19 protein-coding genes, 1 rRNA gene and 3 pseudogenes (1 of these 23 running past the window's edge) are annotated in these 22,390 nt (G+C 69.5%); 4 read left to right on the forward strand and 19 right to left on the reverse strand.

What is annotated here, in order from left to right; translation table 11 throughout:
• The 3 genes from QEG98_RS25080 to QEG98_RS25090 all read right to left on the reverse strand — a co-directional run.
• Window positions 1-248 (reverse strand): 16S ribosomal RNA (locus QEG98_RS25080); it reaches 1,290 nt to the left of the window's first position.
• Window positions 249-1,126: 878 nt separating this feature from the next.
• A complete protein-coding gene (gene gmk / locus QEG98_RS25085) occupies window positions 1,127-1,756 on the reverse strand; it encodes a guanylate kinase (protein WP_011554692.1) in 630 nt (209 codons plus the stop codon).
• Window positions 1,753-2,631, reverse strand: a complete 879-nt coding sequence (locus QEG98_RS25090; protein WP_011554693.1) for a YicC/YloC family endoribonuclease — start codon at window positions 2,629-2,631, stop codon at window positions 1,753-1,755. Before QEG98_RS25090 ends, gmk begins: the two co-directional genes overlap by 4 nt.
• Before the next feature lie 84 nt (window positions 2,632-2,715).
• On the opposite strand from QEG98_RS25090, the gene QEG98_RS25095 reads away from it, so the two are divergent.
• Window positions 2,716-3,810: a glycosyltransferase family 9 protein gene (locus tag QEG98_RS25095; RefSeq protein WP_316563102.1), complete on the forward strand. Its 1,095-nt coding sequence runs from the start codon at window positions 2,716-2,718 to the stop codon at window positions 3,808-3,810.
• Between the two features lie 4 nt (window positions 3,811-3,814).
• Here QEG98_RS25095 and QEG98_RS42170 read toward each other — a convergent pair whose 3' ends face one another.
• From QEG98_RS42170 to QEG98_RS25140, 10 genes and pseudogenes are all read right to left on the reverse strand, one after another.
• Window positions 3,815-4,003, reverse strand: coding sequence for a Trm112 family protein (locus tag QEG98_RS42170; RefSeq protein ID WP_081436799.1), 189 nt, complete (start codon window positions 4,001-4,003; stop codon window positions 3,815-3,817).
• Between the two features lie 3 nt (window positions 4,004-4,006).
• Window positions 4,007-4,495 carry an adenylyltransferase/cytidyltransferase family protein gene (locus tag QEG98_RS25100; RefSeq protein ID WP_140864353.1) on the reverse strand — a complete coding sequence of 163 codons (489 nt, stop codon included), beginning with the start codon at window positions 4,493-4,495 and terminating at the stop codon, window positions 4,007-4,009.
• Complete coding sequence (locus QEG98_RS25105; RefSeq protein WP_316563103.1) at window positions 4,492-5,505, reverse strand: bifunctional ADP-heptose synthase; 1,014 nt, start codon at window positions 5,503-5,505, stop codon at window positions 4,492-4,494. The genes QEG98_RS25100 and QEG98_RS25105 overlap by 4 nt, the downstream gene beginning before the upstream one ends.
• Before the next feature lie 31 nt (window positions 5,506-5,536).
• The gene (gene lpxK, locus QEG98_RS25110; RefSeq protein WP_316563104.1) at window positions 5,537-6,730 is read right to left on the reverse strand and encodes a tetraacyldisaccharide 4'-kinase; all 1,194 of its coding nucleotides are present in this window, start codon (window positions 6,728-6,730) and stop codon (window positions 5,537-5,539) included.
• A pseudogene (locus tag QEG98_RS25115) lies at window positions 6,727-7,753 on the reverse strand (glycosyltransferase). Before QEG98_RS25115 ends, lpxK begins: the two are co-directional and overlap by 4 nt.
• A 4-nt stretch (window positions 7,754-7,757) precedes the next feature.
• The gene (locus QEG98_RS25120; protein ID WP_316563105.1) at window positions 7,758-8,765 is read right to left on the reverse strand and encodes a glycosyltransferase family 4 protein; all 1,008 of its coding nucleotides are present in this window, start codon (window positions 8,763-8,765) and stop codon (window positions 7,758-7,760) included.
• Window positions 8,762-10,045, reverse strand: a complete 1,284-nt coding sequence (locus QEG98_RS25125; protein ID WP_316563106.1) for a 3-deoxy-D-manno-octulosonic acid transferase — start codon at window positions 10,043-10,045, stop codon at window positions 8,762-8,764. Before QEG98_RS25125 ends, QEG98_RS25120 begins: the two co-directional genes overlap by 4 nt.
• 147 nt (window positions 10,046-10,192) lie before the next feature.
• Complete coding sequence (locus tag QEG98_RS25130) at window positions 10,193-11,215, reverse strand: CehA/McbA family metallohydrolase (protein ID WP_316563107.1); 1,023 nt, start codon at window positions 11,213-11,215, stop codon at window positions 10,193-10,195.
• A gap of 17 nt (window positions 11,216-11,232) precedes the next feature.
• Window positions 11,233-13,016, reverse strand: a pseudogene (locus QEG98_RS25135) (ABC transporter ATP-binding protein).
• Window positions 13,017-13,018: 2 nt separating this feature from the next.
• Window positions 13,019-14,908, reverse strand: coding sequence for a DUF4388 domain-containing protein (locus QEG98_RS25140; RefSeq protein WP_316563108.1), 1,890 nt, complete (start codon window positions 14,906-14,908; stop codon window positions 13,019-13,021).
• 50 nt (window positions 14,909-14,958) lie between these two features.
• Here QEG98_RS25140 and lpxB point away from each other — a divergent pair, with 50 nt between their 5' ends.
• Genes lpxB through QEG98_RS25155 form a run of 3 tightly spaced genes read left to right on the forward strand, consistent with a single transcriptional unit; the run spans window position 14,959 to window position 17,471 of the window.
• Complete coding sequence (gene lpxB / locus QEG98_RS25145; protein ID WP_316563109.1) at window positions 14,959-16,110, forward strand: lipid-A-disaccharide synthase; 1,152 nt, start codon at window positions 14,959-14,961, stop codon at window positions 16,108-16,110.
• Window positions 16,111-16,127: 17 nt separating this feature from the next.
• A complete protein-coding gene (locus QEG98_RS25150; protein ID WP_316563110.1) occupies window positions 16,128-16,832 on the forward strand; it encodes a polyprenol monophosphomannose synthase in 705 nt (234 codons plus the stop codon).
• 12 nt (window positions 16,833-16,844) lie between these two features.
• Window positions 16,845-17,471, forward strand: a complete 627-nt coding sequence (locus tag QEG98_RS25155; RefSeq protein ID WP_011554707.1) for a MarC family protein — start codon at window positions 16,845-16,847, stop codon at window positions 17,469-17,471.
• On the opposite strand, the gene QEG98_RS25160 is transcribed toward QEG98_RS25155, so the two are convergent.
• The 6 genes and pseudogenes from QEG98_RS25160 to lpxD form a co-directional block, all read right to left on the reverse strand.
• Window positions 17,464-17,931, reverse strand: a complete 468-nt coding sequence (locus QEG98_RS25160) for a hypothetical protein (RefSeq protein WP_316563111.1) — start codon at window positions 17,929-17,931, stop codon at window positions 17,464-17,466. The genes QEG98_RS25155 and QEG98_RS25160 overlap by 8 nt on opposite strands.
• Before the next feature lie 29 nt (window positions 17,932-17,960).
• Window positions 17,961-18,983, reverse strand: coding sequence for an OmpA family protein (locus QEG98_RS25165; RefSeq protein ID WP_316563112.1), 1,023 nt, complete (start codon window positions 18,981-18,983; stop codon window positions 17,961-17,963).
• A 245-nt stretch (window positions 18,984-19,228) separates the two neighbouring features.
• The gene (locus tag QEG98_RS25170; protein ID WP_316567959.1) at window positions 19,229-20,035 is read right to left on the reverse strand and encodes an LpxI family protein; all 807 of its coding nucleotides are present in this window, start codon (window positions 20,033-20,035) and stop codon (window positions 19,229-19,231) included.
• Window positions 20,036-20,063: 28 nt separating this feature from the next.
• Window positions 20,064-20,840, reverse strand: a complete 777-nt coding sequence (gene lpxA, locus QEG98_RS25175) for an acyl-ACP--UDP-N-acetylglucosamine O-acyltransferase (protein ID WP_316563113.1) — start codon at window positions 20,838-20,840, stop codon at window positions 20,064-20,066.
• Window positions 20,841-20,869: 29 nt separating this feature from the next.
• Complete coding sequence (gene fabZ / locus QEG98_RS25180) at window positions 20,870-21,331, reverse strand: 3-hydroxyacyl-ACP dehydratase FabZ (RefSeq protein WP_141619106.1); 462 nt, start codon at window positions 21,329-21,331, stop codon at window positions 20,870-20,872.
• Window positions 21,331-22,379 (reverse strand): annotated as a pseudogene (gene lpxD, locus QEG98_RS25185) (UDP-3-O-(3-hydroxymyristoyl)glucosamine N-acyltransferase). The gene fabZ and the pseudogene lpxD overlap by 1 nt, the downstream one beginning before the upstream one ends.
• Window positions 22,380-22,390 lie beyond the last annotated feature (11 nt).

A 22,390-nucleotide genomic window follows, 5' to 3' on the forward strand; every position in this document is an offset into this window, starting at 1 on the left:
CGCGGACTCATCTGAATGTGATAGCTTGTATACAGAGGCCACCTTTTCCCTCAGTCTCCGAAGAAACCGTGGGCTTATCCGGTATTAGCCAATCTTTCGACTGGTTATCCCGAGCACTCAGGCAGATTATCCACGTGTTACGCACCCGTGCGCCGCTCTACTAAGGGTTGCCCCTATTCGCGCTCGACTTGCATGTGTTAGGCACGCCGCCAGCGTTCGTTCTGAGCCAGGATCAAACTCTCCAATTGAATTTTTGAAGATTTGAACCGGCGTCAGTCTCAGGCCCGGCTAAGGAACCTGAAACTCGCTGATTCGTTACAGTGCTGCCGGCTGCGCTTCGCAGCGCGACCTGGCTGGCACCGTCTTAAGAAATTGACTGCGGCTTCCGCAATCTAGCTTCTTCTTGGGCTTGCTATTTGGTTTTCAAAGAGCGAGTCGCTTGTCCCGCCAGCGACTTTCTGCTACTGTCTTCTTCGTTGCTGCCTCGCCGTCTTTTTTCTGCCCGGCGGGGTGTCAGCTTCTATTTCAACTCGGCGTCTTTTATCAAGCTGCTTTTTTTCGCCGTCCTGCTGGCTTCCGGAATCTTCAGCGCCGCCCAGTGGCTTCCGCTGTTTTCTTCCGGAGGGGCGCGGCTTCTACCACCGCCGCGTCTCCTGTCAACCTCCTGCGTTGACCGCCGTATTCCATATTTTTGCACTGACTCGCTCGAAGTACCTTCCGCGCCAGTGCGCGGGCTTCTTTGCGAGGGGCGCGGCTTCTATCACCGCCGCGCTTCCTGTCAACCACTGGAGCGTCTCACCCCTGCCCGCTCCCCTACCACCCGCCCGTTGGCCTACTGCACCTTTCGGCCGACCGTCCATCGCGCTTTCTCAAACGCTCCGGACCCGGCGAGCATCCTCATTCGCGAGGAACTCGGACCAGGTCCGCGGCCTTATCTGAATGCCATTCAGAAAACCCAAACACTCACACACCTGATTCCGCTCCCGATGGAGACGGGACATGTGAGTAACCGCCACCGAGCGGACGCCTGTGTGACGTCCGCGCAACGCGGCGAGGTGTGGCCGCTTATCCACCAAGAGATCGGACTGCGCAAGAAGTTTGATTCTGAGCACTTCCGCCGCGGTGGTCAGCCGCCGATTCCCAGGCCCAGCTTCGACACGTCCACACGTTCGCGCCGGCAACGTTCCGCCACCACCACCGAGCGCAGGTCACTGAAAGCACGCTCGAAGTCGTCATTCACGACCACGTAGTCGTAGGAAGCGATCCCCCGCTCGATCTCAGAGCGAGCCGCCAGCATCCGGCGCCGGATGGTCTCATCGGAGTCCGTCTGACGATCCCTCAGGCGGCGCTCCAACTCCTCCATGGACGGTGGCAGCACGAAGATGGTCACTGCATCCGGGTGCTTGCGCTTGATGGCCTGCCCGCCCTGCACGTCGATGTCGAAGATGGCAGCGCTCTTGCGGGCGCGCGCCTCATCCACCACCGACTGGGGGCTTCCATAGAAGTGGCCATAGACCTCCGCCCACTCCACGAACTCGCCGCGCTCGATCTTCGACTGGAAGGTCGCGACGTCGACGAAGTTGTAGTCCACCCCCTCGCGCTCCTTCCCCCGAGGCCTTCGGGTGGTGACGCTGATGGAGAACACCGCATCCGGCGTCTCCTTGAGGAGCCGGTGCGCGAGAGTGGTCTTCCCCGCCCCGGAAGGAGCGGAGAGCACGAGCAACAAGCCAGGTGGGAGCACGGTATTCGCGTTCATTCGACGTTCTGCACCTGTTCGCGGATGCGCTCGACCTCGGCCTTCATCGCCACCACGCGTACGGAAATCTCGGCGTGCTGGCTCTTGGAGCCGGTCGTGTTCACCTCGCGGTGCATCTCCTGCACGAGGAAATCCATTCGGCGGCCAGCGGGCTCGTTGCTGGCCATGAGAGCCCGGAACTGCTCCAGGTGGCTCGCCAGGCGGGTAACCTCCTCGGCGATGTCCGTGCGCTCGGCGAAGAGCGCCACTTCCTGGGCCAGCCGCTGCGGGTCCACCGCGACGCCGCTCGCGAGCTCGGCAATCCGGTCGGTGAGCCGCTGCTGGTACTCCTGCACGGCCTTCGGAGCGAGCTGGGCCACCTCCTTGCTCCACCCTTCCAGCAGCTTCACCCGGGCATCCAGGTCGGCGTAGATGGCCTCGCCCTCGACCTGGCGCATCTTCTCCAGCGCCGTGAGCGCCTGGTCCAGCGCCGCCTGGAGCGCCTGGGAGGCGGAGTCCAGCTCCACGCCCTTCTCTTCCAGACGCACCACGCCGGGCTGGTTCGCCACCTGCGACCAGGCAACGTCTCCCGGCAGACCCAGCTCGCTGGCCAGCTCCCGGAACGCGCGCACGTACTCCCGCGCCAATCCGAGGTCCACGGTGGGGACCGTTCCCGAGGCGGTGGGGGCCTGCCGCTTCACCAGCAGCTCCACCGAGCCTCGGGCAAGCCGGTCCTTCACCTGCTTGGACACCAGCGGTTCCTGGGACGACAGCTCCCGGGGAAGGCGAACCTTCACTTCACAGAACTTGTGGTTGAGCGAGCGCAGCTCCACGGAGACTTCTTCGTCCCCCACGCGCGCGCGGCCCGCGCCAAACCCCGTCATGCTCTTCAACATTGGGCGGTTGCTAGGGGCTTTCGGGGCCGAGGTCAAGCCGCGCGCTTGCACCGCCCCCAGTTCTGTGTAGGGTCCCGCCGCGAGATGTCCTGGCACAAGCGGCTCGAATTATGGGCGAAGCTGGCACTGGCGCTCGTGGCGTCCGCCCTGCTGTGGCGCCCGGGCCGCCGGCGGCGTCCTGGCACCCCACTTCCTGGTCCTCGCAAGGTGCTGCTCGTGCGGCCCGACAACCGCGTGGGCGAGGCGCTCCTCACCACGCCGTTGATGCGAACCCTCAAGGCGCACCTCCCATCCGCGCCCGAGGTCCACGTCCTGGTGCACGCGAAGGTCGCTCGAGTCCTGAACGGCCACCCGGACGCGGACGTCATCATTCCCTTTGACCGGCGCAGAATCTGGATGGGCCCCCTGGCCCCCGGCATCGCCGCGCTGCGACGTGCCCGGTATGACGTCGTGGTCGACTGCGCCAACTGGGAGTCGCCCTCCGTCACGAGCGCGCTCGTGTCCCGGCTCGCGGGCCCCGGGGCCGTCGTCATCGGTCCAGACCTCTGGCCGGTGTCCCGCCTGCACTCCCTGCCCGTCCCCGCTCGCACGGACACGCGGAACGAAGCCGTTCAACGCACGCACCTGTTGACCCCGCTCACGAACGGCGCAGTGGCGCGTGGTTTGTCCTTCCGCGAGCCCTCCGTAGGCCCCGCCATCCGCGCCTATCTGGACGCCCTGGCCGGGAAGCCCTTCGCGGTCATCAACCCCGGTGGGCGGTTGGGACCTCGGCGGATTCCACCCGGGGCCTTCGCCGCCGCGGCTCGGGCACTGGTGGCGCTGGGGCGTACCCCCATCGTCACCTGGGGTCCCGGGGAAGAAGCGTTGGCACGAGGGGTGGTGGAGGCAGCCCCTGGCGCCGAGCTCGCGCCCGCGAGCAACCTGGACGAACTGGCCGCCCTGATGCGCGCGGCCGGCTTCACCCTCTGCAACAACACGGGGCCCATGCACCTGTCCGTCGCGGTGGGTGCCCCCACGCTGGCCTTCTTCCTGCGGATGGACATGGAGCGCTGGGGCCATGCGTACGCCCCCCACCGCATGGTGGACCTCACCCCTCTGGTCGATGGTGCAGGCGGTCAGGGGTTGGAGGAGCGGGCGGCCGAAGAGGTTCGGGCGTTCGCGGCGAGCCTCCCCTCCTGAGGCTTCACGTCCCGGACACGGGAGGCTCCGCCACCGCGTGTTCGGGGGCCAGCCTGGGGATTCCCTCTTCCACGGGCCAGCTCAGACGGCACGGCGCGCAGGTGACCCGGGTTTGAGCCTCCTGCGCCTGAAGGGGGGCCTTGCAGTGAGGGCAGCCCAGGACGGCCCACACCTCCTCTGCAATGAATGCCACCGGCTACCCCGGCCCCTCGCGGCCCAGCCGCCGGGCCAGGTCCGTGGTGCTGTGGTCCTTCGGGTCTCCTGAGACGGCTGTCCGCCCACCATAGGCGCGAACCTCGTCGGCCTCGGGGATGCTGTCCGGGGTGTAGTCCGTGCCCTTCACGTGCACGTCCGGCTTCAACGCCCGGATGATGACGCGAACGTTGGACTCGTCGAAGACGATGACCCGGTCCGTGCAGGCCAGCGCCGCGACGAGCTCCGCCCGCTCACCCTCGGGGATGTAGGGCCGGCCGGGGCCCTTGTAGGCCCGGGTGGAAGCGTCCGAGTTCACCGCCACCACGAGGACATCCGCCAGGGCCCGCGCCCCTTCCAGGTACCGAACGTGCCCGACGTGCAGCAGATCGAAGACGCCATTGGCCAGCGCCACCGTGCGCCCTTCGGCCCGCCAGCGCTCACGCTCCTCCGCCACCTTCGCGAGCGATTGGATTTTCTCGAGGGTGCTCATCTCGCGCTCCGAAGCTCTTCGAGCAGTTCATCGCGGGACACCGTCGCGGTGCCCGGCTTCTGCACCACCAACGAGCCCGCCACGTTCGCCAGCCGCGCCGCATCGCCGAGCGAGGCCTTCGCGGCCAGCGCCAGGGCAAACGTCGCAATCACCGTGTCTCCCGCGCCCGTCACATCCACCGCCGCCTTCGCGCCATGGACGGGGATGAGGTCCACGCCCCCGTCCGCATCGAAGAGCGCCATGCCATGGCGGCCTCGCGTCACTAGGAGCGCGCGGCACGCCAGTCGCTTCAACGCGGCGTGCCCCGCCTCCAGCATGTCCTCCTGGGTCCGCACGGGCCGCCCCGCGAGCGCCTCCAGCTCCGGCTCGTTGGGCTTGCAGACCGTGAGTCCCGAGAAGGATGACAGGGCATAGCGGCTGTCCACACACACGGGCATGCCGTCCGCAGCCAGGCGACGCAGCACATCGCGCACCTCGTCCCCCAGCACACCCGCGCCGTAGTCGGACACCACCACCGCGTCCGCGTCCTGGGCAGAGGCTTCGACCTGCCGCGCCAGCGCCTTGCGCATCTTCGGGGGGAGCGCGCCTCGCTGGCCTCGGTCCAGCCGCAACATCTGCTGCCGCGTGGTGCTCACCCCACCGGCCAGGATGCGCGTCTTCGTCTCCGTCTCGATGCCGCGACCGCTCACCGCATCCAGTTGGATGCCGGATTCGGCACAGAGGCGGCGCAGCTCCTTGCCCATCTCGTCCTGGCCCAGCGCGCCGACGGCGGAGACCTGACCGGACAAGGCTCGCACGTTGGCCGCCACGTTGGCGCCACCTCCGAGCTTCACCTCCGCGGACTCGTAGCGGACGATGAGCACGGGCGCCTCCCGGCTCACCCGGTCCGTCTGTCCATAGATGTAGTGGTCAGCAACGAGGTCGCCCACCAGCAACACCTTGCGGCGGGCAAACGCGTGCGGCAGGCGGGCGAGCGACGGCATCGAACGAACGGGCGAGACTGCGGCCATGGCGGCGGTTTGTCCCACAGGCGACCCCACCTCACAAGCCGCGCGGTGCATCCTCCAGTCCGAGCGCCCGCCTCAGATGGGATTCGCCTTCCAGAACCTCGACCCCCAGGCGGACCACCCAGGCCTCGAAGCCCTGGGGCAGACGCACTGCGTCCTTTTCCGTCGTTACCACCCGAGCTCCCTGCCGCACCGCTCGCGCCTGGACGTCGCGCAGCTCGTCCGCGGTGAAGCGATGGTGGTCCGGAAACAACGCTGCGTCGCGCACGTCCGTCCCGAGCGACTGCAGGGTCTTCAGGAAGCCCCCCGGCCGGGCAAGGCCCGCCAGAGCGAACACGGGCTGTCCCGTGAGCGCCGTCACGGGATGAAGGTTGCCCTCCGGGTCCACCCAGGCCGTGGGCCGATAGCGTGTCCTCACCCTGGGAATCCCCGGGCTCGAGGGCAACCACCCGCCGAGCGTGTCAGAGAAACGCTCCGACCGCGCTTCTGTCGGCACCAGCAGGTGCGTGGTGGATGGGGGCGTGCGCGTGTCCTTGGGCATCGTGACCGGGAGCACAGCAGCATCCGAAGCGGTGGCGGGGGCCCTGAGCCAGAAAAGCGTCGCGCGGCGGAGTGACGCAGGGGGCTCGCGCAGCGGCCCCCGGGGAAGCATGTGGCCGTTGCCCAGCCCCACCGACTCATCCACGACCACGAAGTCCTCGTCTCGCGCGAGGCGGCGGTGCTGGAACCCATCGTCCAGCAGCACCGTGTCCAGGCTGAACTCGTCCCGCGCACGGTAGGCACTCGCGACTCGGTCCGAGCCCACGAAGAGCCGGACCTGGGGACAGCGACGCGCCAGCAGGAGCGGCTCATCGCCCGCGAGCTCCGATGAAGGGAGCGGCTCCGTCCCGATGAAGGTCAGCGGCTCACGCGAGGCGCGGCCATAACCGCGCGTCAGGATGCCCACCTTGCGGCCCGCTTGGACCAACTGCTCTGCCAGATGGAGCACCGCGGGCGTCTTGCCCGTGCCCCCCACGTTGACGTTGCCCACGGAGATGACCTTGAGCCCCTCCACCCGCTCCGCGCGCAGTAATCCCGCGTCGAAAAGCGCTCCCCGTACATGCACCGCGGCCGCGTACGTCCACGACAGCAACGTGAGCGGCGATAGCAGGGCGCGGCGGCCCCAGGGCTCCGGCGACGGCGGGTAGAACACCCGCTCGATGGCGGTGGGGGCATCCGGGGACGTCACGGGGTGCATCTCGCTCGCGCGTAGAGCGCGAGGACCTCCGCGGCAATCTGCTCGTTCGTCGGGTGCCGCACGGGCGCCCGCTGGTCGGACAGCGCCGCGGCGACCACGGCGTCCGGCGTCGGTCTCTCCACCCGCACGTCCGTCAGGTCCGGCAAGGCGCCTTCATCCACCGCCACCACGCGGACGCCGCACGCACGGGCCTGGGCCGCCGCGCGGGCGCTCCAGTCATTGCCCAGGCCGAGCAGCCAGACCTCATCCAGCGCTCGCAGCCACCGCGCGAAGGCGTCCCCCTGTTGGTAGCCCGCGAACGTCACGGCATCCGCCAGTCCCAGGTCCTGGACCTGTCTGCGCGTCTGCTCCAGCAGGCCGCCGTCCCCCACGAACACCAAACGCGCCTCGGGCCGCTGCTTCCGATACAGGGCAAAGGCGTCCACCCCCACCGCGTGACGGCGTGAAGGCTGGAACGTGGAGACCATTCCGATGACGGGAGTGCCTTCGAGCCCGAGTTCTGCTCGCAGCGACCGCGCGTCCGGCGCCGGCTGGAACCGGGCGTCCACCAGGGCTGGCAGCACCTGGGCCGTCGCGCCCTTCTCCAACAGGCGGGGCAGCAGTGCGCTCGCGGGGACCGTGTAGGCGTCCGCGGCCGGGAGCGAGGAGCGCAATGAGCGCGGGGCGTGCAGCGAGCGCACCAGGATGGCGCCTGATGGCCGTCCCCACCGCCAGCAGGTGGTCATGACTGAAGTGCGCGTGCACCACGTCCACCGTCCGCGCCTTCAAGCGGCGCAGGTCGCGCCACATCCGCCACGGCGGGGACTTCACGGACAGCTCCAAGCCCCCTTCGTCCAGAAGACCGAGCTCCTCGAAGCGCGGGGCCGCGGGCTCCTCGGCCAGCACCTCCTTGCGCCGGCGGTCCACCGCCACCGTGACGTCGTGTCCCGCGGCGCGCTGCGCCTGGGCCAGGAGCGCCACGTTCTCGGCCGGGCCGCTGTAGAAGGGACTCGCGAGCAGGTGGAGGATTCGCATCCGGTCAGCGCTCCACGGTCGCCCGGTACACGTCGGCCAGGGCTCGCGCCTCGTGCTCCACGCCACACCGACGCCGGGCCTCCTCTGCCGCGTTCTGGCCTATCTGCCTGGCGCGCTCGGGCTCTCGCATCAGCATGTCCAGCAGCTCGCGCAGGCCCTGGACGTCTCCGGGTTCGAAGAAGAAGCCCGTGCGGCCGTGCTCGATGAGCGTGTCCAGGTACGGCAGCTTCGAGGCCACCACGCAGCAGCCCGAGGCCATGGCCTCCACGTGCACCAGCGAATAGCCCTCCGCATACGAGGGGTGCACCAGGATGCTCAGCCCCTGATACCAGTGCTCGATGACGGACTGCTCGCCGGGCAACGCGATGCGGTCCTCGATGCCCGCCATCTGCTGATTCAACCAATCCAAGTCCGGCCCCTTCGCGAGCCCGACCAGCACGGGTTGCCAGTCGGGGTGCGCGGGCAGGAGCGGGCGGATGGCCTGCACGAAGTCCCCCTGCCCCTTCTCCTTCCGGATGCGTCCGATGACGCCGATGCCGTAACGCCCGCCCAGGCCGAGCTTGCGCCACGCCGCGTCCCGGTCCTCGGGCGGGTGGAAGCGCGTCAGGTCGATGCCGTGAGAGACGACCGTGGACGGCAGCGCGATGACGTCCGCGACCTGCTTCGTCAACGAGACGAGTGCATCCGCACCCCTCGCGATGAAGCGGGTGAAGCCACTGGGCGCCATCGAGGTGTGCCGGGTGAAGACGAGGCGGACCTCTCGGCCCAGCAGCTTCAACAGCATGCCCACCAGGAGCTCGTTGTTCCGGTGCGCATGCCACACCACGGGCTCGCGGCGCAGCCGACGGAGCAGCTCCGGCCAGGTGATTCTGGGCAGCCCCTCACTCAAGCCCGAGCCGATGACGCGCGTCTCCGAACCTGAATCCCGGACGAGCGCGGGTACCACCGTCTCCACGTGGCGCGTCACGCCCGTGTAGCGGTGGTGGAAATGCGGATGGACGATGAGCGTCATCGCGGGTCCGGCCTCCCGTGCGGAAACAACGTCGTCATCGCTTCCGCGTTCCTTTCACTGGCGCCCGAAATCCGGCCCACCGTCTCCAGCGCCTGGGCGCCCAGGCTCGCGAGCCGCTCCGGTGACTCGAGCAGCGACCCGAGCGCCTGCTCCAAGGCCGCGGCGTCCTGAACTTGGAGCCCACCCTGCCCCGTCAGCAACGCCACGCTGTCCCGGAAGTTGTCCATGTGCGGTCCGTAGAGCACCGGCTTCCCCTGCCCCGCGGGCTCCAGGATGTTCTGCCCACCGCGCGTCGTGAACGAGCCGCCGACGAACACCACCGTCGCCAGCCGGTAGGCCTTCGACAGCTCGCCGATGGTGTCCAGCACCACGACCTGCCCTCGCTCCGGATTGCCCTGCGAGCGCAGCCCCACGCTCAGTCCCGCCTCGCGAGCGAGCGTCACGATTCGCGCCGCCCGGTCCACGTACCTGGGGGCAATCACCAACCGAAGGTCCGGCCACCGCTCGCGCAGCCGCGCGTACACCCCCAGGAGCTGGGCTTCCTCGCCCTCATGGGTGCTTCCGGCAATCCATACCCGCTCGCCCGGCGTCAGGCCCAGCGCCGTGCGAAGGTTCTCGTCCTCGGGCACCGGGCCCGCGGCGAGCGCGTCGAACTTCGTGTTCCCCGTCACCTTCACCCAGTCCGGCCTGGCACCGAGCTGCCGCGCACGGACGGCTTCGTCCTCCTCGCGCATGAGGAGGAGGTCCAAATCCCGCAGCGGGTTGCCGATGAGGCGGAACAGCGTCTGGTACTTCCCGACGTTCGCGGGCGAAAAGCGCCCGTTCGTCATCACCACTCGCGCCCCACCCCGCTTCGCCGCGCGGATGAGGTTGGGCCAGATTTCGGTGTACTCCAACACCAGTACGTCCGGACGGATGGCCCGGACCGCTCGCCGCGTCGCGCCCCAGAGGTCGTAGGGAACGTAGACGACCCCGTCGATGTCGTTGGCCAGCCGGCCCTTCGCCATCGCGTAGCCGCTGTCCGTCATGGTCGACAGCAACAGGCGGCAGCCCGGGAAACGAGCCCGCAGCGGGCCGAACATCGGCGAGAGGGCCAGCAGGTCCCCGGCGCTCGCGCCATGCAGCCAGAGGATGGGCCCGTCCCCGGGAGGCAGGTGGCTGTGCGGGCCATAGAAGCCCAGGCGCTCCATCAGCCCATGGCGCGTCTTCCGGTGCAGTGCGAGCACCGGGAACAGGACTGCGAAGAGCAGGTAGGTGGCGAGGACGTAGAGGACGCGCATGGGCGGCTGGTCGCGCCGTCTATCAGATGCCCGGCCCCGGGGGCAGCACGCGCACGGGGCTGGGCACCAACCAGGGCCGCCATTCCGTCCCGAAGAAGCGCCCGGGCGCCCGCACCCACACTTCCACCTGCGCCACCCCCGGCTCGGTCAGCTCGACGGACCGGCCGTCCGCCCCAGCCGGGCGCTTCCCCACACCCGCACCTGCACCGACTCCGCGTCGGGATGCCCCGGGAGCCGGACCTTCAGCGTGTCGCCCACATGCGCTTCACGCCGCACACCGTCCAGGCCCTCCAATGCGAAGCCCCCAGGCTCCCCCAGGGCGCGGAAGGCACACAGGGCCTGACCACCGCCCAGGGCCCGGCTGACCTGCTCCGCCGCTTCCTTCGCGTCCGGGGGCAACGGGAAGGGCACCTGCTCCGGTGGCAGGTACATGGCCAGGGATTCGAATACGGCCCGGTACGGCGGCAGGCCGTGTGCGTCATGTGCGCAGAACGCCACGCGCGGCCGCTCACTCGACAACTCCAGGAAGCGGGCCGTGGGCTCCGGCTCCGGCACGACGAGCAACATCACGCCATGCATCGGGTTGGTCAGCGAGGCCCCCACCGCGGGCACCAGGCGGCTCACCGGATTGCTCACCGCGTGCCGGAAGAAGGTGTCCGCCGAGTACAGCTCGAAGCCGGGGACCTCCTTCGCGCTCGCCTCGTCCTTCCAGGGGTTGCGCTTCTGGACGGGGTGGGCCAGCACCGCCGTGCCTCCCGCCGCCGCCACGGCGCGCACCGCGTCGCCCGGCGGCATCCACGCGCGCATGCCCTCCAGCGGGCGCGACATGCCGAACGCCACGAGGTGCCCGTCCGACGTCGAAATCTCCACGCCGGGCACCAACAGCACGCCCTGGACGTAAGCGGGCGCTCGGAGCGCGAAGTCGTTGTGGTCGGTGAGCACCACGAAGTCCAGGCCCGCCGCCTTCGCCGCCGCCGCCACCGCTTCCGGCGTGCCTCGCCCATCCGAACGCGTGGTGTGGACGTGGAAGGCCCCTCTCGCCCACCGGGGTGCATCGTCCTTCGGGAGCACCACGGGGTACCGCGCCATGGACGCCGAGAGCGCGAAGAAGCCCACGTACGCCAGGACCAGCAGCACCAACCCCAGGACGGCCCGGAGCCCCTTCCCCACCGCTACCCTCAATCCGCTCACGCCGCGCCTCGCTCCGAGGAGCCCTCCGTCTGCATCCTCCACAGCGCCGCATACCGCCCGCCTCGCTGGAGCAACTCCGCGTGCGAGCCACTCTCGACGACGCGCCCCGCCTCCATCACGTTGAGGACGTCCGCGTTCACCACCGTGGACAGCCGGTGCGCAATCACCAGCGCCGTGCGGCCCGGAAGGACCGCCGCCAGCGCCGCCTGCACTTCGCGCTCGCTCTCCGGGTCGAGGCTGCTGGTCGCTTCGTCCAGCACCAGCACGGGGGCCTGCGCCAGCACCGCGCGGGCGATGCACAACCGCTGACGCTGGCCTCCGCTGAGTGACACGCCCCGCTCGCCAATGCGCGTGTCATAGCCTTCGGGCAGCGCCCGGATGAAACCATCCGCGTGCGCCACCTTCGCCGCGGCCTCCACCTCTTCCCGCGTGGCGTCCGGCCTCGCGTAGCGCAGGTTGTCCAGCACCGTGCCGTGGAACAACAGCGGCTCCTGCGTCACCAGCGCGAACTGGGCCCGGACGCTCGTGGCCGTGTACCGGTCCGCGTCCACACCATCCAGGAGGAGCTGGCCCTTCTGTGGCCGCTCGAAGCGCAGCAGCAGCGATGTCACCGTGCTCTTGCCTCCGCCGCTGCCCCCACCAGCGCCGTCACCTGCCCCGCCTTCAGCTCCAGCGTCAGGCCGTCCAGCGCGGGCCGGTCTCCATAGGCGAATCGCACGCCCTCGAACTGGATGCTCCGCGACAGGGTCGGCGCGGGCACCGCGTCCGGCGCATCCTCCACCGGGTGCTTCATGTCGAGCAGCGCGAAGAGCCGCTCACCCGCCGCGCCCGCCTGCACCGCGAACTGCGTCACCCGGCCCAGGTCCTTCACCGGCTGGTACACCAGGATGACCGCCGTCAGCAGCGAGAGCAGCGCCTCCGGCTCCATCAGCCGCGCGCTCGCCGCATACGCCAGTGCGCCCGCCAGGGCCGCCGCGGCCAGCACCTCCATCAGCCCCGGCACCGCGCCGCGCGCCCACGCCGCGCTCACCACCGCCTTCTCGTGCGCCTTCGCGAAGGCGGAGAAGCGAGCCAGCTCCGCCGCCTGCCCGTTGAAGGCCTGGATGGTGCGCAGACCGCCCAGCCCTTCGTGGAGCTGCCCCGCCAGGTTGCCGAGCTGCGTCTGACCTTCCCGCGTGCGCTTGAGCACCTTGCGCGTCAGCTTCGAGGCCGGCAGCGCCGCCAGCGGAATCACCAGCAACATGAGGCCGCCCAGCATCGGGCTCATCGCCAGCGCCACGCTCGCCAGGATGATGACCTGGAGGCTGTCGCGCAGGTACGAGCCCACCGTGTACATGGCCGCCGCTTCCACGGCGCTGACGTCCGAGGAGAAGCGGCTGAGCAGGTCGCCCATCCGCTCACGCGCGAGTTGGGCGGGCGACAGCGCGGTGAGGCGCTGGAACAGGTCGCGCCGCAGGTCCTTCACCACGCGCTGCGCGAACAGGCCCATGAAGTAGAACTGCGCCAGGTACCCCACGCCCTTCGCCGCGCCGACGATGACCATCACCAGCGGGAAGCCCCACAGGGCCGCCTCGCGGGGCAGGTCCGCCAGCCAGGGCACGCGCTGCGCGCTGGCGAAGCCTTCTTCACCGCCCGACAGCAGGAAGCGCAGCGCCGGGCCCGTGAGATACGCGTACGCGCCTGTCGTCAGCCCCACCGCCGCCATGCCGACGAAGGCCAGCAGGAGCACACCGAAATGCGGGCGCGCATAGCGCAGCAACCGCCAGAGAACCGTCTGCATCGCTAGCGTCCCACCTTGCGCAACGCCGCCTTCGCGAGCTGGGAGTACGGGTTGTACTCCAGCACCCGCTGCAGCTTCTTCCGCGCCAAGGGCGCGTCTCCCAGGTCCATGTCGATGATGGCCGAAATGATGTGCAACCGCTCCACGTACGGGCCCAGCGACAGCGCCTTCTTCAGCACCTGCTGCGCCTTCTGCGCCCGCACCACCGGCGCCCCCGTGGGCATCCGGTACGTGGCCCAGGCGAGGAAGGGGTAGTACTCCGGCTCGTCCGGATTGAGCGACACCGCTTCCTCGAAGGCCTTCGCCGCTAGCGGGAAGTCGCGGCGCTTCAGGGCGGACTCGCCCCGGCGCAGCGCGATTTCCGCATCCACGACCACCGCCGTGTTCCGCCCCACGTCCATCCGGCTGAAGAGGTACTGGAGGTAGGCCTTGCGCTTCTCCTCCACGCTCAGCACCCGGTACGACGCGGACAGCCGGTCCTGCACCGACTCCAGCAGGTCCTTCAGGTCGGAGATGTCGAACTCGGCGTAGGTGTCCGGGTGAAAGCGCATCGCCGTCTCGTGATAGGCGCGCTCCACCGCCTCCGCGTCCGCCGCGATGTCCAGCCCCAGCCCGCCGAAGTAGCTGCGGGTGATGATGCGCAGCGCTTCCTCCCGCAGCGAGGCCGCCGTCTCGGGCGGCAGGGCCTTGCGCTTGCGCGGCGCGATCCGGTCCGGCAGCACCGCCGCGGACAGCACGTCCGTGCCCGTGGCCACGGGCGTCGAGGAGAACGTCACCCCCGTCAGCGTCAGGAACCACAGCAGCGAGTACGCCATGCGCAGCTCGCCACGCCCGTGCGCCAGCAGGTCCTTCAGCGCAATGCGGCCGTTCACCTGCATGGCGATCTTCAGGTCGTCCGTGTCCAGCCCCATGGCCTGCAGGTCGCGCCCGAACTCCTGTGAGCGCACCGGGTAGTCGCCCATGTGCGCCCGCAGCGCGGCCGCCATCACCTTCATGGTGAAGCAGCGGCGCGCGCCATCCAGCACCGGCGCCAGCGGCGGAACCTCCACCGACGCGACCTCCGACGTGAATTCGTCTCCCGCGTAGAAGGCGTAGCGGCCCTCGCGCATCCCCAGCACCCGCTCCACCCCGTCCCGGTTGTAGTCGCGCAAGAGCTGCAGCAGTTCCTCGCCCGCCGCCTCCACGCCCGCATCCGCGAGCGCCGCGCCGATGCGCAGACCGGAGTCCAGCGCCTCCGTCACCCGCTGCGCCTGCTGCGGGTTGAGCACGTTCCGGGTAAGCAGGTAGCCCGGCAGCGAGTCCGCTTTCGCCGTGGAGTCATAGCTCACGGACCCGCCGCGCAAGAAGTATACGCGCCGGCTCAAGCCCCGGTGCGCCACCACGAGCACACCATCCCGGCGCAGCCGATAGATGGAGTGGAACAGCGCCGGCAGGGGGTGGCCCTTCAGCTCGCCTGAATTGACGGCGGGCCGGGACAGCGTGGCCGCCAGCCCGGTGAGTTGCACCGCCTGCGCCGCGCGGACCAGAGACTCCAGCCGGGGCACCAGCTCGCCCGGCTTGAGCGGGTCCGAGACATAGGCGTTCACCTTGAGGTCCAGCACCGAGCTCACGCCCCGCGCGCGCCCCAGGTGGCCCTTGTCGATGGCGACAATGGGCACCCTGCCGCCCTGTCCGTGGCCTCGGATGAGATGCACCACGTGTGCGCCTTCCACGCGCGGAAGGTCCACCGACAGCACCACCACGTCCGGGTTGTCCGCCGCGAAGTGCTCCAGCGCCGTCACCGGATCGTTCACCGCGCGAACGGTGTACCCAGCCTGGGAGAGCAGGCCTTTGAGGTGCTCGAGCGTGGGGGGATGGCTCTCGGCGAGCAGAAGCGTCTTCAAGGGGGCCACAGTCTACACCTTCACCCGCGCCCGCATCAGGTACGATGCGCGACTCTCACATGACGAATCCACCCCGCATCCTCGTCGTCGCCGGCGAGGCGTCAGGCGATACCCACGCCGCCGAGCTCGTCGCCGCCCTCCGGGCCCGCCGTCCCGACCTCACCTTCTTTGGCATGGGCGGTGCCCGCCTGGCCGCCCAGGGAGTGGAGCTGCTCTTCGACGCCCGGGAGGTGTCCGTCATGGGCATCACCGAGGTCCTGCCCCGGATTCCCCGCATCCTTCAGATTCTGAAGGGCCTGGCCGAGGCCGCCGCCGAGCGCAAACCGGACGTCGCCATCCTCGTGGACATCCCTGACTTCAACCTGCGCCTGGCCAAGAAGCTCAAGGCGCTGGGGGTCCCCGTCGCCTACTACGTGTCGCCCATGATCTGGGCCTGGCGCCGGGGTCGGGTGCACACCATCAAACGGTTGGTGGACCGGATGCTCTGCATCCTCCCGTTCGAGGAAGACTTCTACCGGGAGGCCGGCGTCAGCGCCCGCTACGTCGGCAGCCCGGTGGTGGAGCAGGTTCCCTCGCCGGATACGGCCACGGCCTTCCGCGAGCGGCTGGGGTTGGCGAAGGACGCCCCCACGCTCGCACTGCTGCCCGGCAGCCGGATGGGCGAAATCCGCCGTCTACTTCCCGACATGGTGGAGGCGGCGAAACGCCTCTCCGCCGAGCGGCCCGGACTCCAGGTCGTCGTCCCCCTCGCGCCCACCATCGACCGGGAGGAGATCACGTCCCGCTTTGAAGGCAGTGGCGTGACGCCCATCCTGGTGGAGGGCCGGGCACCCGAGGTCGTGGGCGCCAGTGACGCCGCGGTGGTGGCCTCCGGTACCGCCGTCCTGGAAGCCGGGCTGATGCAGCGCCCCCTGGTGGTCGTCTACCGGGTGTCCCTCATCACATACTGGGTGGGCCGGTTGATGTTGAAGGTGGCCTTCGTGTCCCTCATCAACCTGCTGGCGGGCCGACGCGTCGTCCCCGAGCTGCTCCAGGGGGAGATGACGCCCGAGCGCATCGCCGAGGAGGTCCGCCGCGTCTGGATACCCGGTGCTCCCCGGGAGGAGATGCTCCAGGGGTTGGCGGAGATGCGCGGCCGGCTGGGCGAGACGGGCGCGGCCACCCGGGCGGCGGAGTCCGTACTGGAGCTGCTGCCCCCGGGCCGCGTTTAGGGTATGTCGGCCGGGCCATGAACCCAGCCCTGGTCTGCATCCCCACGTACAACGAGCGGGAAAACATCGAGGCCATCGTCCAGGCGGTGCTGGAGGCCGACCCCCGGGTCGACATCCTCATCGTGGACGACAATTCGCCCGATGGCACGGGGCAGCTCGCGGATGGGCTCGCCGCGCGGGACTCGCGCGTACGCGTCCTCCACCGCGAGAAGAAGGAGGGCCTGGGCCGCGCCTACCTCGCCGCGTTCCGTTGGGCCCTGACCGAGCAGTACACGTACATCCTGGAGATGGACGCCGACTTCAGCCACGACCCGCGCTACCTGCCCGGCATCCTGGATGCGGCCGAGGCCGGCGCGGACCTGGTGCTCGGCTCGCGCTACGTCACGGGCGGCGGCACGGTGAACTGGGGCGTGGGGCGGCAGCTCATCAGCCGCGGTGGCAGCCTCTACGCACGGTCGATTCTGGGCGTGGGCATCCAGGACCTCACCGGCGGCTTCAAGTGCTTCCACCGCCGGGTGCTGGAGGCCATCGACCTGGATTCGGTGAAGAGCACCGGTTACGCGTTTCAAATCGAGCTGACCTACCGCACGCTGCGCAAGGGCTTCACCGTGCGCGAGGTGCCCATCGTCTTCGAGGACCGGCGCGTGGGTCACTCCAAGATGAGCAAGAAAATCTTCGCCGAGGCTCTCACCATGGTGTGGAAGCTGCGGCTCACGGTGTAAGTCCAGGCTGTCATGCCGGAATACGCGTCACTGTTCCTCGTCTCGCTGTCGGCCATCTTCTTCGTGGTGGACCCCATTGGCGTCGTCCCGCTGTTCCTGGCGATGACGGCCGGGGACTCGCAGGAGAAGGTGCGCCGCACCGCCATGCGCGCCTGCCTGGTGGCCTGCGGGATGATGCTGTTCTTCGCCCTCTTCGGCGGCGTCATCTTCAAGGTGTTCGGCGTGTCGCTGGGCGCCTTCCGGGTGGCCGGCGGCATCCTGCTGCTCATCACCGCGCTGGACATGCTTCGCGCCCGTCCGGCGGAGACGCGCACCACGCCGTCCGAGGAACAGGAAGGCGTGGTGAAGGAGGACGTGGCCATCGTCCCCCTCGCCATTCCGCTGCTGGCGGGCCCGGGCGCCATCGCCACCGCCATGGTGCTGATGGCCAAGGGCGACACGCTCGTCTCCGCCATCCCCGTGCTGGCCGCCGTCGTGCTGACGTTCGTGGCCAGCTACTTCATCCTCCGCGCCTCCGGGCTCATCCAGCGCGTACTGCGCCAGTCCGGCGTGGCCATCGTCGAGCGGGTGATGGGACTCATCCTGGCCGCCATCGCGGTGCAGTTCATCGCGGACGGCGGCAAGGAGCTGTTCAAGTAGGTCCGGGGATGGCCACCCATTCCGGGCCCCTGCGCTTCAGCAGGCCCTGCGGCTTTCCCTCCAGTGACAGCTCGTCGTGGCTGGCGCGGCGCGCGTCGTACGCGTAGCCGCCCTGGACCTCCTGCAGGTACACCACCACCGCGTCGAGCACGTTCTCCTGCACCACCTTGAAGGTGGCGTCGCCGCAACTGGGCGCATCACCGGAGAAGAAGCGCTCCAGCATCGCCTCCTCCGGACGGCGCACGTACACCACCACCGGCGCGGGCTCATCGCGACCGGCCGCGACGACTTCGCGGACGACCTGGGACGGCACCGGCTCCCGCAGCAGCCGGTGCACGAGCTCACACTTCTCAGCCTCCACGCCCTGACGCTCCGCGAGACGCGCCTGGTGCGCGCATCCCGTGCTCCCCAGCACCCCCAGCCCGAGCAACGCCCATGCCTTCTGGTGGAATCGGTCCATGCGTCCTTTCCTCTCCCTCGATGACTGCGCTACAGCTTCCGCCACCGCGGAGGGCGAGGCGCGTGCTGAAGCACCGGATCCTCCACTGCGATGATGTATTCCGCGCGGCGGTTGCCCGCCTCCGCTGTCTCGTCGGGCGTCGCGACGGCCGGGGCCTCTTCTCCCAGCCCTTCGTAGTACACGGGCACCCGCAGGCCCTTCTTCCGGAAATAGGCCGCCAGGCTCTTCGCCCGCCGCACCGACAGGTCCAGGTTCTCCGCCGCGGCCCCCACGGTGTCCGTGTGGCCCATCACGTAGAGCCGCAGCGACGCGAAGCGACCGTACTTCGTCAGCGCGTCCACGATGAGGGCGTGGCTCTTGTCCAGCTTGCCCCGCTCCGCCGCCGGAATGTCCGCGCGGCCCGAGGCGAAGTTCACCTCCTCGTGCGGAATGTCCACCTGCCACGGATACAGGTCGACGCCCGTGTAGAACTCCGCCGTGTCGAACGCACGGAGGGAGATCTTCATCACCCGCCCCTCCGCCGCCGGCCACGTCAGCTCCAGGGGCGTCCCTCCCGCCTCCCCCTTGAATGGCACCTCGCCCTCGAAGGCCTTCTTCCCGGTGTCCATCAACACCGTCAGCTCCGCGCGCTTCGCGGGCCGGGACAGGACGAAGCGCAGCCGGCGCGAAGCCACGTCCACGTCCTCCTTGCGCACGTCCAGCTTCAGCGTGCCGTAGAGCTCCGTGTCGAAAGACAACGGCATCACGCCGGATTCCGCATCCGGGAAGCGCACCGTGAGCGCTCCCTCGTAGCGGAAGCGGCCTTCCGGCTGATTCAGCTCGATGCGGCGCGTGAGGCCCGGACTCCCGCCTCCCTTCACCTCCACGTCCTGGCCGTCGCTGCGCTTCAGCTTCACCTCGAAGCCCGCGATGGGCTCCTCGATGTGGACCAGCAGCGCCGGGAGCTTCTCCCCCAGCACGGCGCGCCCCTCCAGGGAGACTCGAACGGCGTCCGCGAGCACCGGCATCGGCGAAGACAGGACAAAGGCGAGGAGCAGCAGGCGGGCGTTCATGGCGCGGTGTAGGCCTCTGGCGTCACGTGCCGCGACCATCCGCGGCAGGTGTGGGTCGAATCCTCCGCGAGGGTAGGACGAGGTGGCGTGCAGGGAAACGCTCCCCGTGGGGGACGTTGGAGGTGCAACGGTATTCAATCGCCCCCCGTCCCAGGGGAGCCCGGACAGGGGAACGAGGCCCTGCTGGTCGCAGGCCGTCCCACACCTGAACGGGCAGGTCCCGCTCCGTCACCCGCCGTTGGGGCTCAGGGCACGCCGACGATGGTGATGCCCCTGGACTCGGCGCCCGCGAAGAGGGCCGGGGCGTCCAGCAGCACCGTGCGCCCCACCTCGAGCGCCAGCACACGCGCGCCCACCTCCTGCATGACTTCCAGCGTGTGAGGGCCCACGGCCGGCAGGTCGAAGCGGAGGTCCTGCTGCGGCTTGCAGCGCTTCACCACCACAGCGCCTGCATTGCCACCCAGCCTGCCGCCCCGGAGAATGGCCTCGTCCGTGCCCTCCACCGCCTCCAGCGCCAGGACGTGGCCGTTGTGCACCACCACTGTCTGCCCCACGTCCGCCTGGCCCAGCAGCATGGCGACTTCGCGGCCCAGGGCCACGTCCTTCTCCTGCGCCGGGTGCAGCCGAGGCCCCGCGAGGTGGCCCTCCGGGCACAGCACCTCCCCCAGGAAGTCCGTGGGGGCGATGATGGTGACGCCGCGCGACTCGAAGTCCGCGGCCACCGCGCGCAGCAACGCGTCATCCCGGAAGCTGCGCAGCCGGGAGATGATGCGCACCGCGCCCAGGTCCGGCCGGGCTTCCGCCAGCGCCCGCACGCGGCCGATGCCGCCCGCCATGACCGCCTGCTTCACGCCCGCTTCCCGGAAGGCCTTCTGGATGCGGTCCACCTGACCGACACGCACCCACGTCAGCAGGTCCACCTCCGACGCCAACGCCGGGTCCGTCTCTCCCCGGTGCGCCACGGCCACGACTTCCAGGCCCTTCTTCCTCGCGGCGCGCGCGAAGAGAAAGGGCAGCCGGCCGTTGCCCGCGATGAGGCCAATCCGATCCACCGCCGATGCCCCTCCGTCGCTCACGGCGTCAGCGCGTGAGGCCGCGCTTGCTCTGCTGGATGAACTGGATGAGGTGGTCTACCTCGGAGTGGCCCGCCAGCTCCGCGCGCAGCCGCACCATGGCCTCCTGGAGCGTCAGCTTCGAGCGGAACAGGATGCGGTGCGCTTCCTTCACCCGCTCGATCTGCTCCTTGGAGAAGCCGCTGCGCTCCAGGCCCACCGTGTTGAGGCCCACCAGCTCCGCCCGGTCTCCCTGGGCGGTGGCATACGGCGGGATGTCCATGGTCACCATGGCGCCGCCGGAGATGAAGGCGTGCCTGCCCAGGCGGGTGAACTGATGCACCGCCGCAAGGCCGCTGATGATGACGTGGTCCTCCATCGTCACGTGGCCCGCGAGCGCGGAGCCATTGCCGATGCGGCAGCCATTGCCCACCACGCAGTCATGCGCGACGTGACAGTTGGCCATGAAGAGGTTGCCACTGCCAACGCGGGTCGCGCCGCCACCACCGGCGGTCCCCTTGTGCAGCGACACGAACTCGCGAATCTGGTTGTCGTCGCCGAGCACCAGCTCCGTGTCCTCGCCCGCGTACTTGAGGTCTTGCGGGTCGGCGCCAACGGAGGCGAACTGGAAGATGCGATTGCGCTCGCCCAGCGTCGTGCGGCCTTCGATGACGACGTGAGGCCCCACGCGGGAGCCCGCACCGATCGTCACCTGGGGACCGATGATGGAATAGGGGCCGACCTCGACGGTTTCGTGAAGGCGGGCGTCGGGATGAACCACCGCGGTGGGATGAACCTGAGCCATGAAGTCTCCTCGTGCTCGCGGGGCGCGAATCAGGATGCCGCGCTCTCAGCCGCGTCGGCGTCCTTGTCCACGACGGTTGCCAGGAACTCGCCTTCGGCGACACGCGCGCCGTCGACCGTCGCCAGGCCCTTCGTCTTCCAGACAGCGCCCTTGTGACGCACCACCTCGATCTCCAACTGGAGTCGATCCCCCGGCAACACCGGCTTCCGGAAGCGCGCGCCGTCCACGCCCATCAGGTACGTGAGCTTGCGCGACGGATCCATGTTCTCGCTCTTGTAGGCGAGGATGGCCGTCGCCTGCGCCAGCGCCTCCAGGATGAGCACACCCGGCATCACCGGGTGACCGGGGAAGTGGCCATTGAAGAAGGGCTCGTTGATGGTGACGTTCTTGTAAGCCGTCAGCTTCTGGCCCGGGACAATCTCCACCACCCGGTCCACCAGCAGGAACGGGTACCGATGCGGCAGCAGATTGAGAATCTCTCCGATGTCCATCACGGCCCCTTTTCCTTCTCCAGCGTCTCCACCCGGCGCCGCAGGGCGCGCACTTCCTTGAGCAGGTCCGCCATCTGGCCCGCCGCGGCGCTTGCCCGCAGCCACTCTCTGTGGGGAACGGCGGGGCTACCGCTCACCACCTGGCCGTCTGGCACGTCGTGCGCGACGCCGGACTGCGCGCCCACCTTGGCCAGGTCACCGACGCGGATGTGCCCCACCACGCCCACCTGCCCCGCGAGCACCACGCCCGTCCCAACCTCCGCCGAGCCAGACACACCGGCCTGAGCGCAGATGAGGGACAGCGGACCCACTCGCACGTTGTGGGCAATCTGCACCAGGTTGTCGAGCTTCGCGCCGCGCCCCACCACGGTCTCGCCCACCGTCGCGCGGTCGATGCAGGTGCACGCCCCCACCTCGACGTCGTCCTCGATGCGGACGATGCCGACCTGGGGAATCTTGAAGTGCTCCGGCCCCGCCTCGCCTTCCGGGTTGAAGGCGAAGCCGAAGCCGTCCGCGCCCACCACGCTGGAGGCGTGGAGGATGACGCGCGCGCCCACGATGCAGCGCTCGCGCACCGTGACGTTGGGATACAGGACGCAGTCCTCCCCCACCTCGGCCTGTTCACCCACGTAGGCGCCCGGGTACAGCACCGTGCGCGCGCCCACCCGTCCGCCCCGGTCCACCGACGCGCCGGGCAGCACCACGGCCTCCGGATGGACGGTGGCCTCGGGATGGACCCAGGCGCCGGGCCTCACGCCCGCGGCGGGACGCTCGGGCGCGTGGAACAGGCGCAGCAGCTTCGCGTACGCCAGATGTGGGTTGGCCACCCGGACGAGCGCCACGCCCTCGCGGGGGGCACGTCGGCGCCCACCAGCACCGCCGAGGCACGGGTGGCCTCGAACTGGCGCCGGTAGCGCGGGTTTCCGTAGAAAGACACGTCTCCCGGGCCGGCTTCTTCAAGCCCGTTGAGTCCGTGAATGAGCTGTGAGGGGTCACCGAGGAGCTCTCCACCCACGTGGGCGGCGAGATCCCCGAGCTGGCGGGGCATGGGAGCGGTCG

Origin of the sequence: Myxococcus sp. MxC21-1 (genome assembly GCF_032612255.1) — a bacterium.
Lineage (GTDB): Bacteria > Myxococcota > Myxococcia > Myxococcales > Myxococcaceae > Myxococcus > Myxococcus virescens.

Excerpts from the sequence above, each read along its gene's own strand:
- QEG98_RS25165 (WP_316563112.1), bottom strand. The coding sequence starts at position 18,983 with ATGAACGCCCGCCTGCTGCTCCTCGCCTTTGTCCTGTCTTCGCCGATG.
- lpxB (WP_316563109.1), top strand. The coding sequence starts at position 14,959 with ATGACGAATCCACCCCGCATCCTCGTCGTCGCCGGCGAGGCGTCAGGC.
- QEG98_RS25105 (WP_316563103.1), bottom strand. The coding sequence starts at position 5,505 with ATGGCCGCAGTCTCGCCCGTTCGTTCGATGCCGTCGCTCGCCCGCCTG.
- QEG98_RS25125 (WP_316563106.1), bottom strand. The coding sequence starts at position 10,045 with ATGCGCGTCCTCTACGTCCTCGCCACCTACCTGCTCTTCGCAGTCCTG.
- QEG98_RS25095 (WP_316563102.1), top strand. The coding sequence starts at position 2,716 with ATGTCCTGGCACAAGCGGCTCGAATTATGGGCGAAGCTGGCACTGGCG.
- QEG98_RS25120 (WP_316563105.1), bottom strand. The coding sequence starts at position 8,765 with ATGACGCTCATCGTCCATCCGCATTTCCACCACCGCTACACGGGCGTG.
- QEG98_RS25100 (WP_140864353.1), bottom strand. The coding sequence starts at position 4,495 with ATGAGCACCCTCGAGAAAATCCAATCGCTCGCGAAGGTGGCGGAGGAG.
- lpxA (WP_316563113.1), bottom strand. The coding sequence starts at position 20,840 with ATGGCTCAGGTTCATCCCACCGCGGTGGTTCATCCCGACGCCCGCCTT.
- QEG98_RS25150 (WP_316563110.1), top strand. The coding sequence starts at position 16,128 with ATGAACCCAGCCCTGGTCTGCATCCCCACGTACAACGAGCGGGAAAAC.
- QEG98_RS25090 (WP_011554693.1), bottom strand. The coding sequence starts at position 2,631 with ATGTTGAAGAGCATGACGGGGTTTGGCGCGGGCCGCGCGCGCGTGGGG.
- QEG98_RS25155 (WP_011554707.1), top strand. The coding sequence starts at position 16,845 with ATGCCGGAATACGCGTCACTGTTCCTCGTCTCGCTGTCGGCCATCTTC.
- gmk (WP_011554692.1), bottom strand. The coding sequence starts at position 1,756 with ATGAACGCGAATACCGTGCTCCCACCTGGCTTGTTGCTCGTGCTCTCC.
- QEG98_RS25160 (WP_316563111.1), bottom strand. The coding sequence starts at position 17,931 with ATGGACCGATTCCACCAGAAGGCATGGGCGTTGCTCGGGCTGGGGGTG.
- fabZ (WP_141619106.1), bottom strand. The coding sequence starts at position 21,331 with ATGGACATCGGAGAGATTCTCAATCTGCTGCCGCATCGGTACCCGTTC.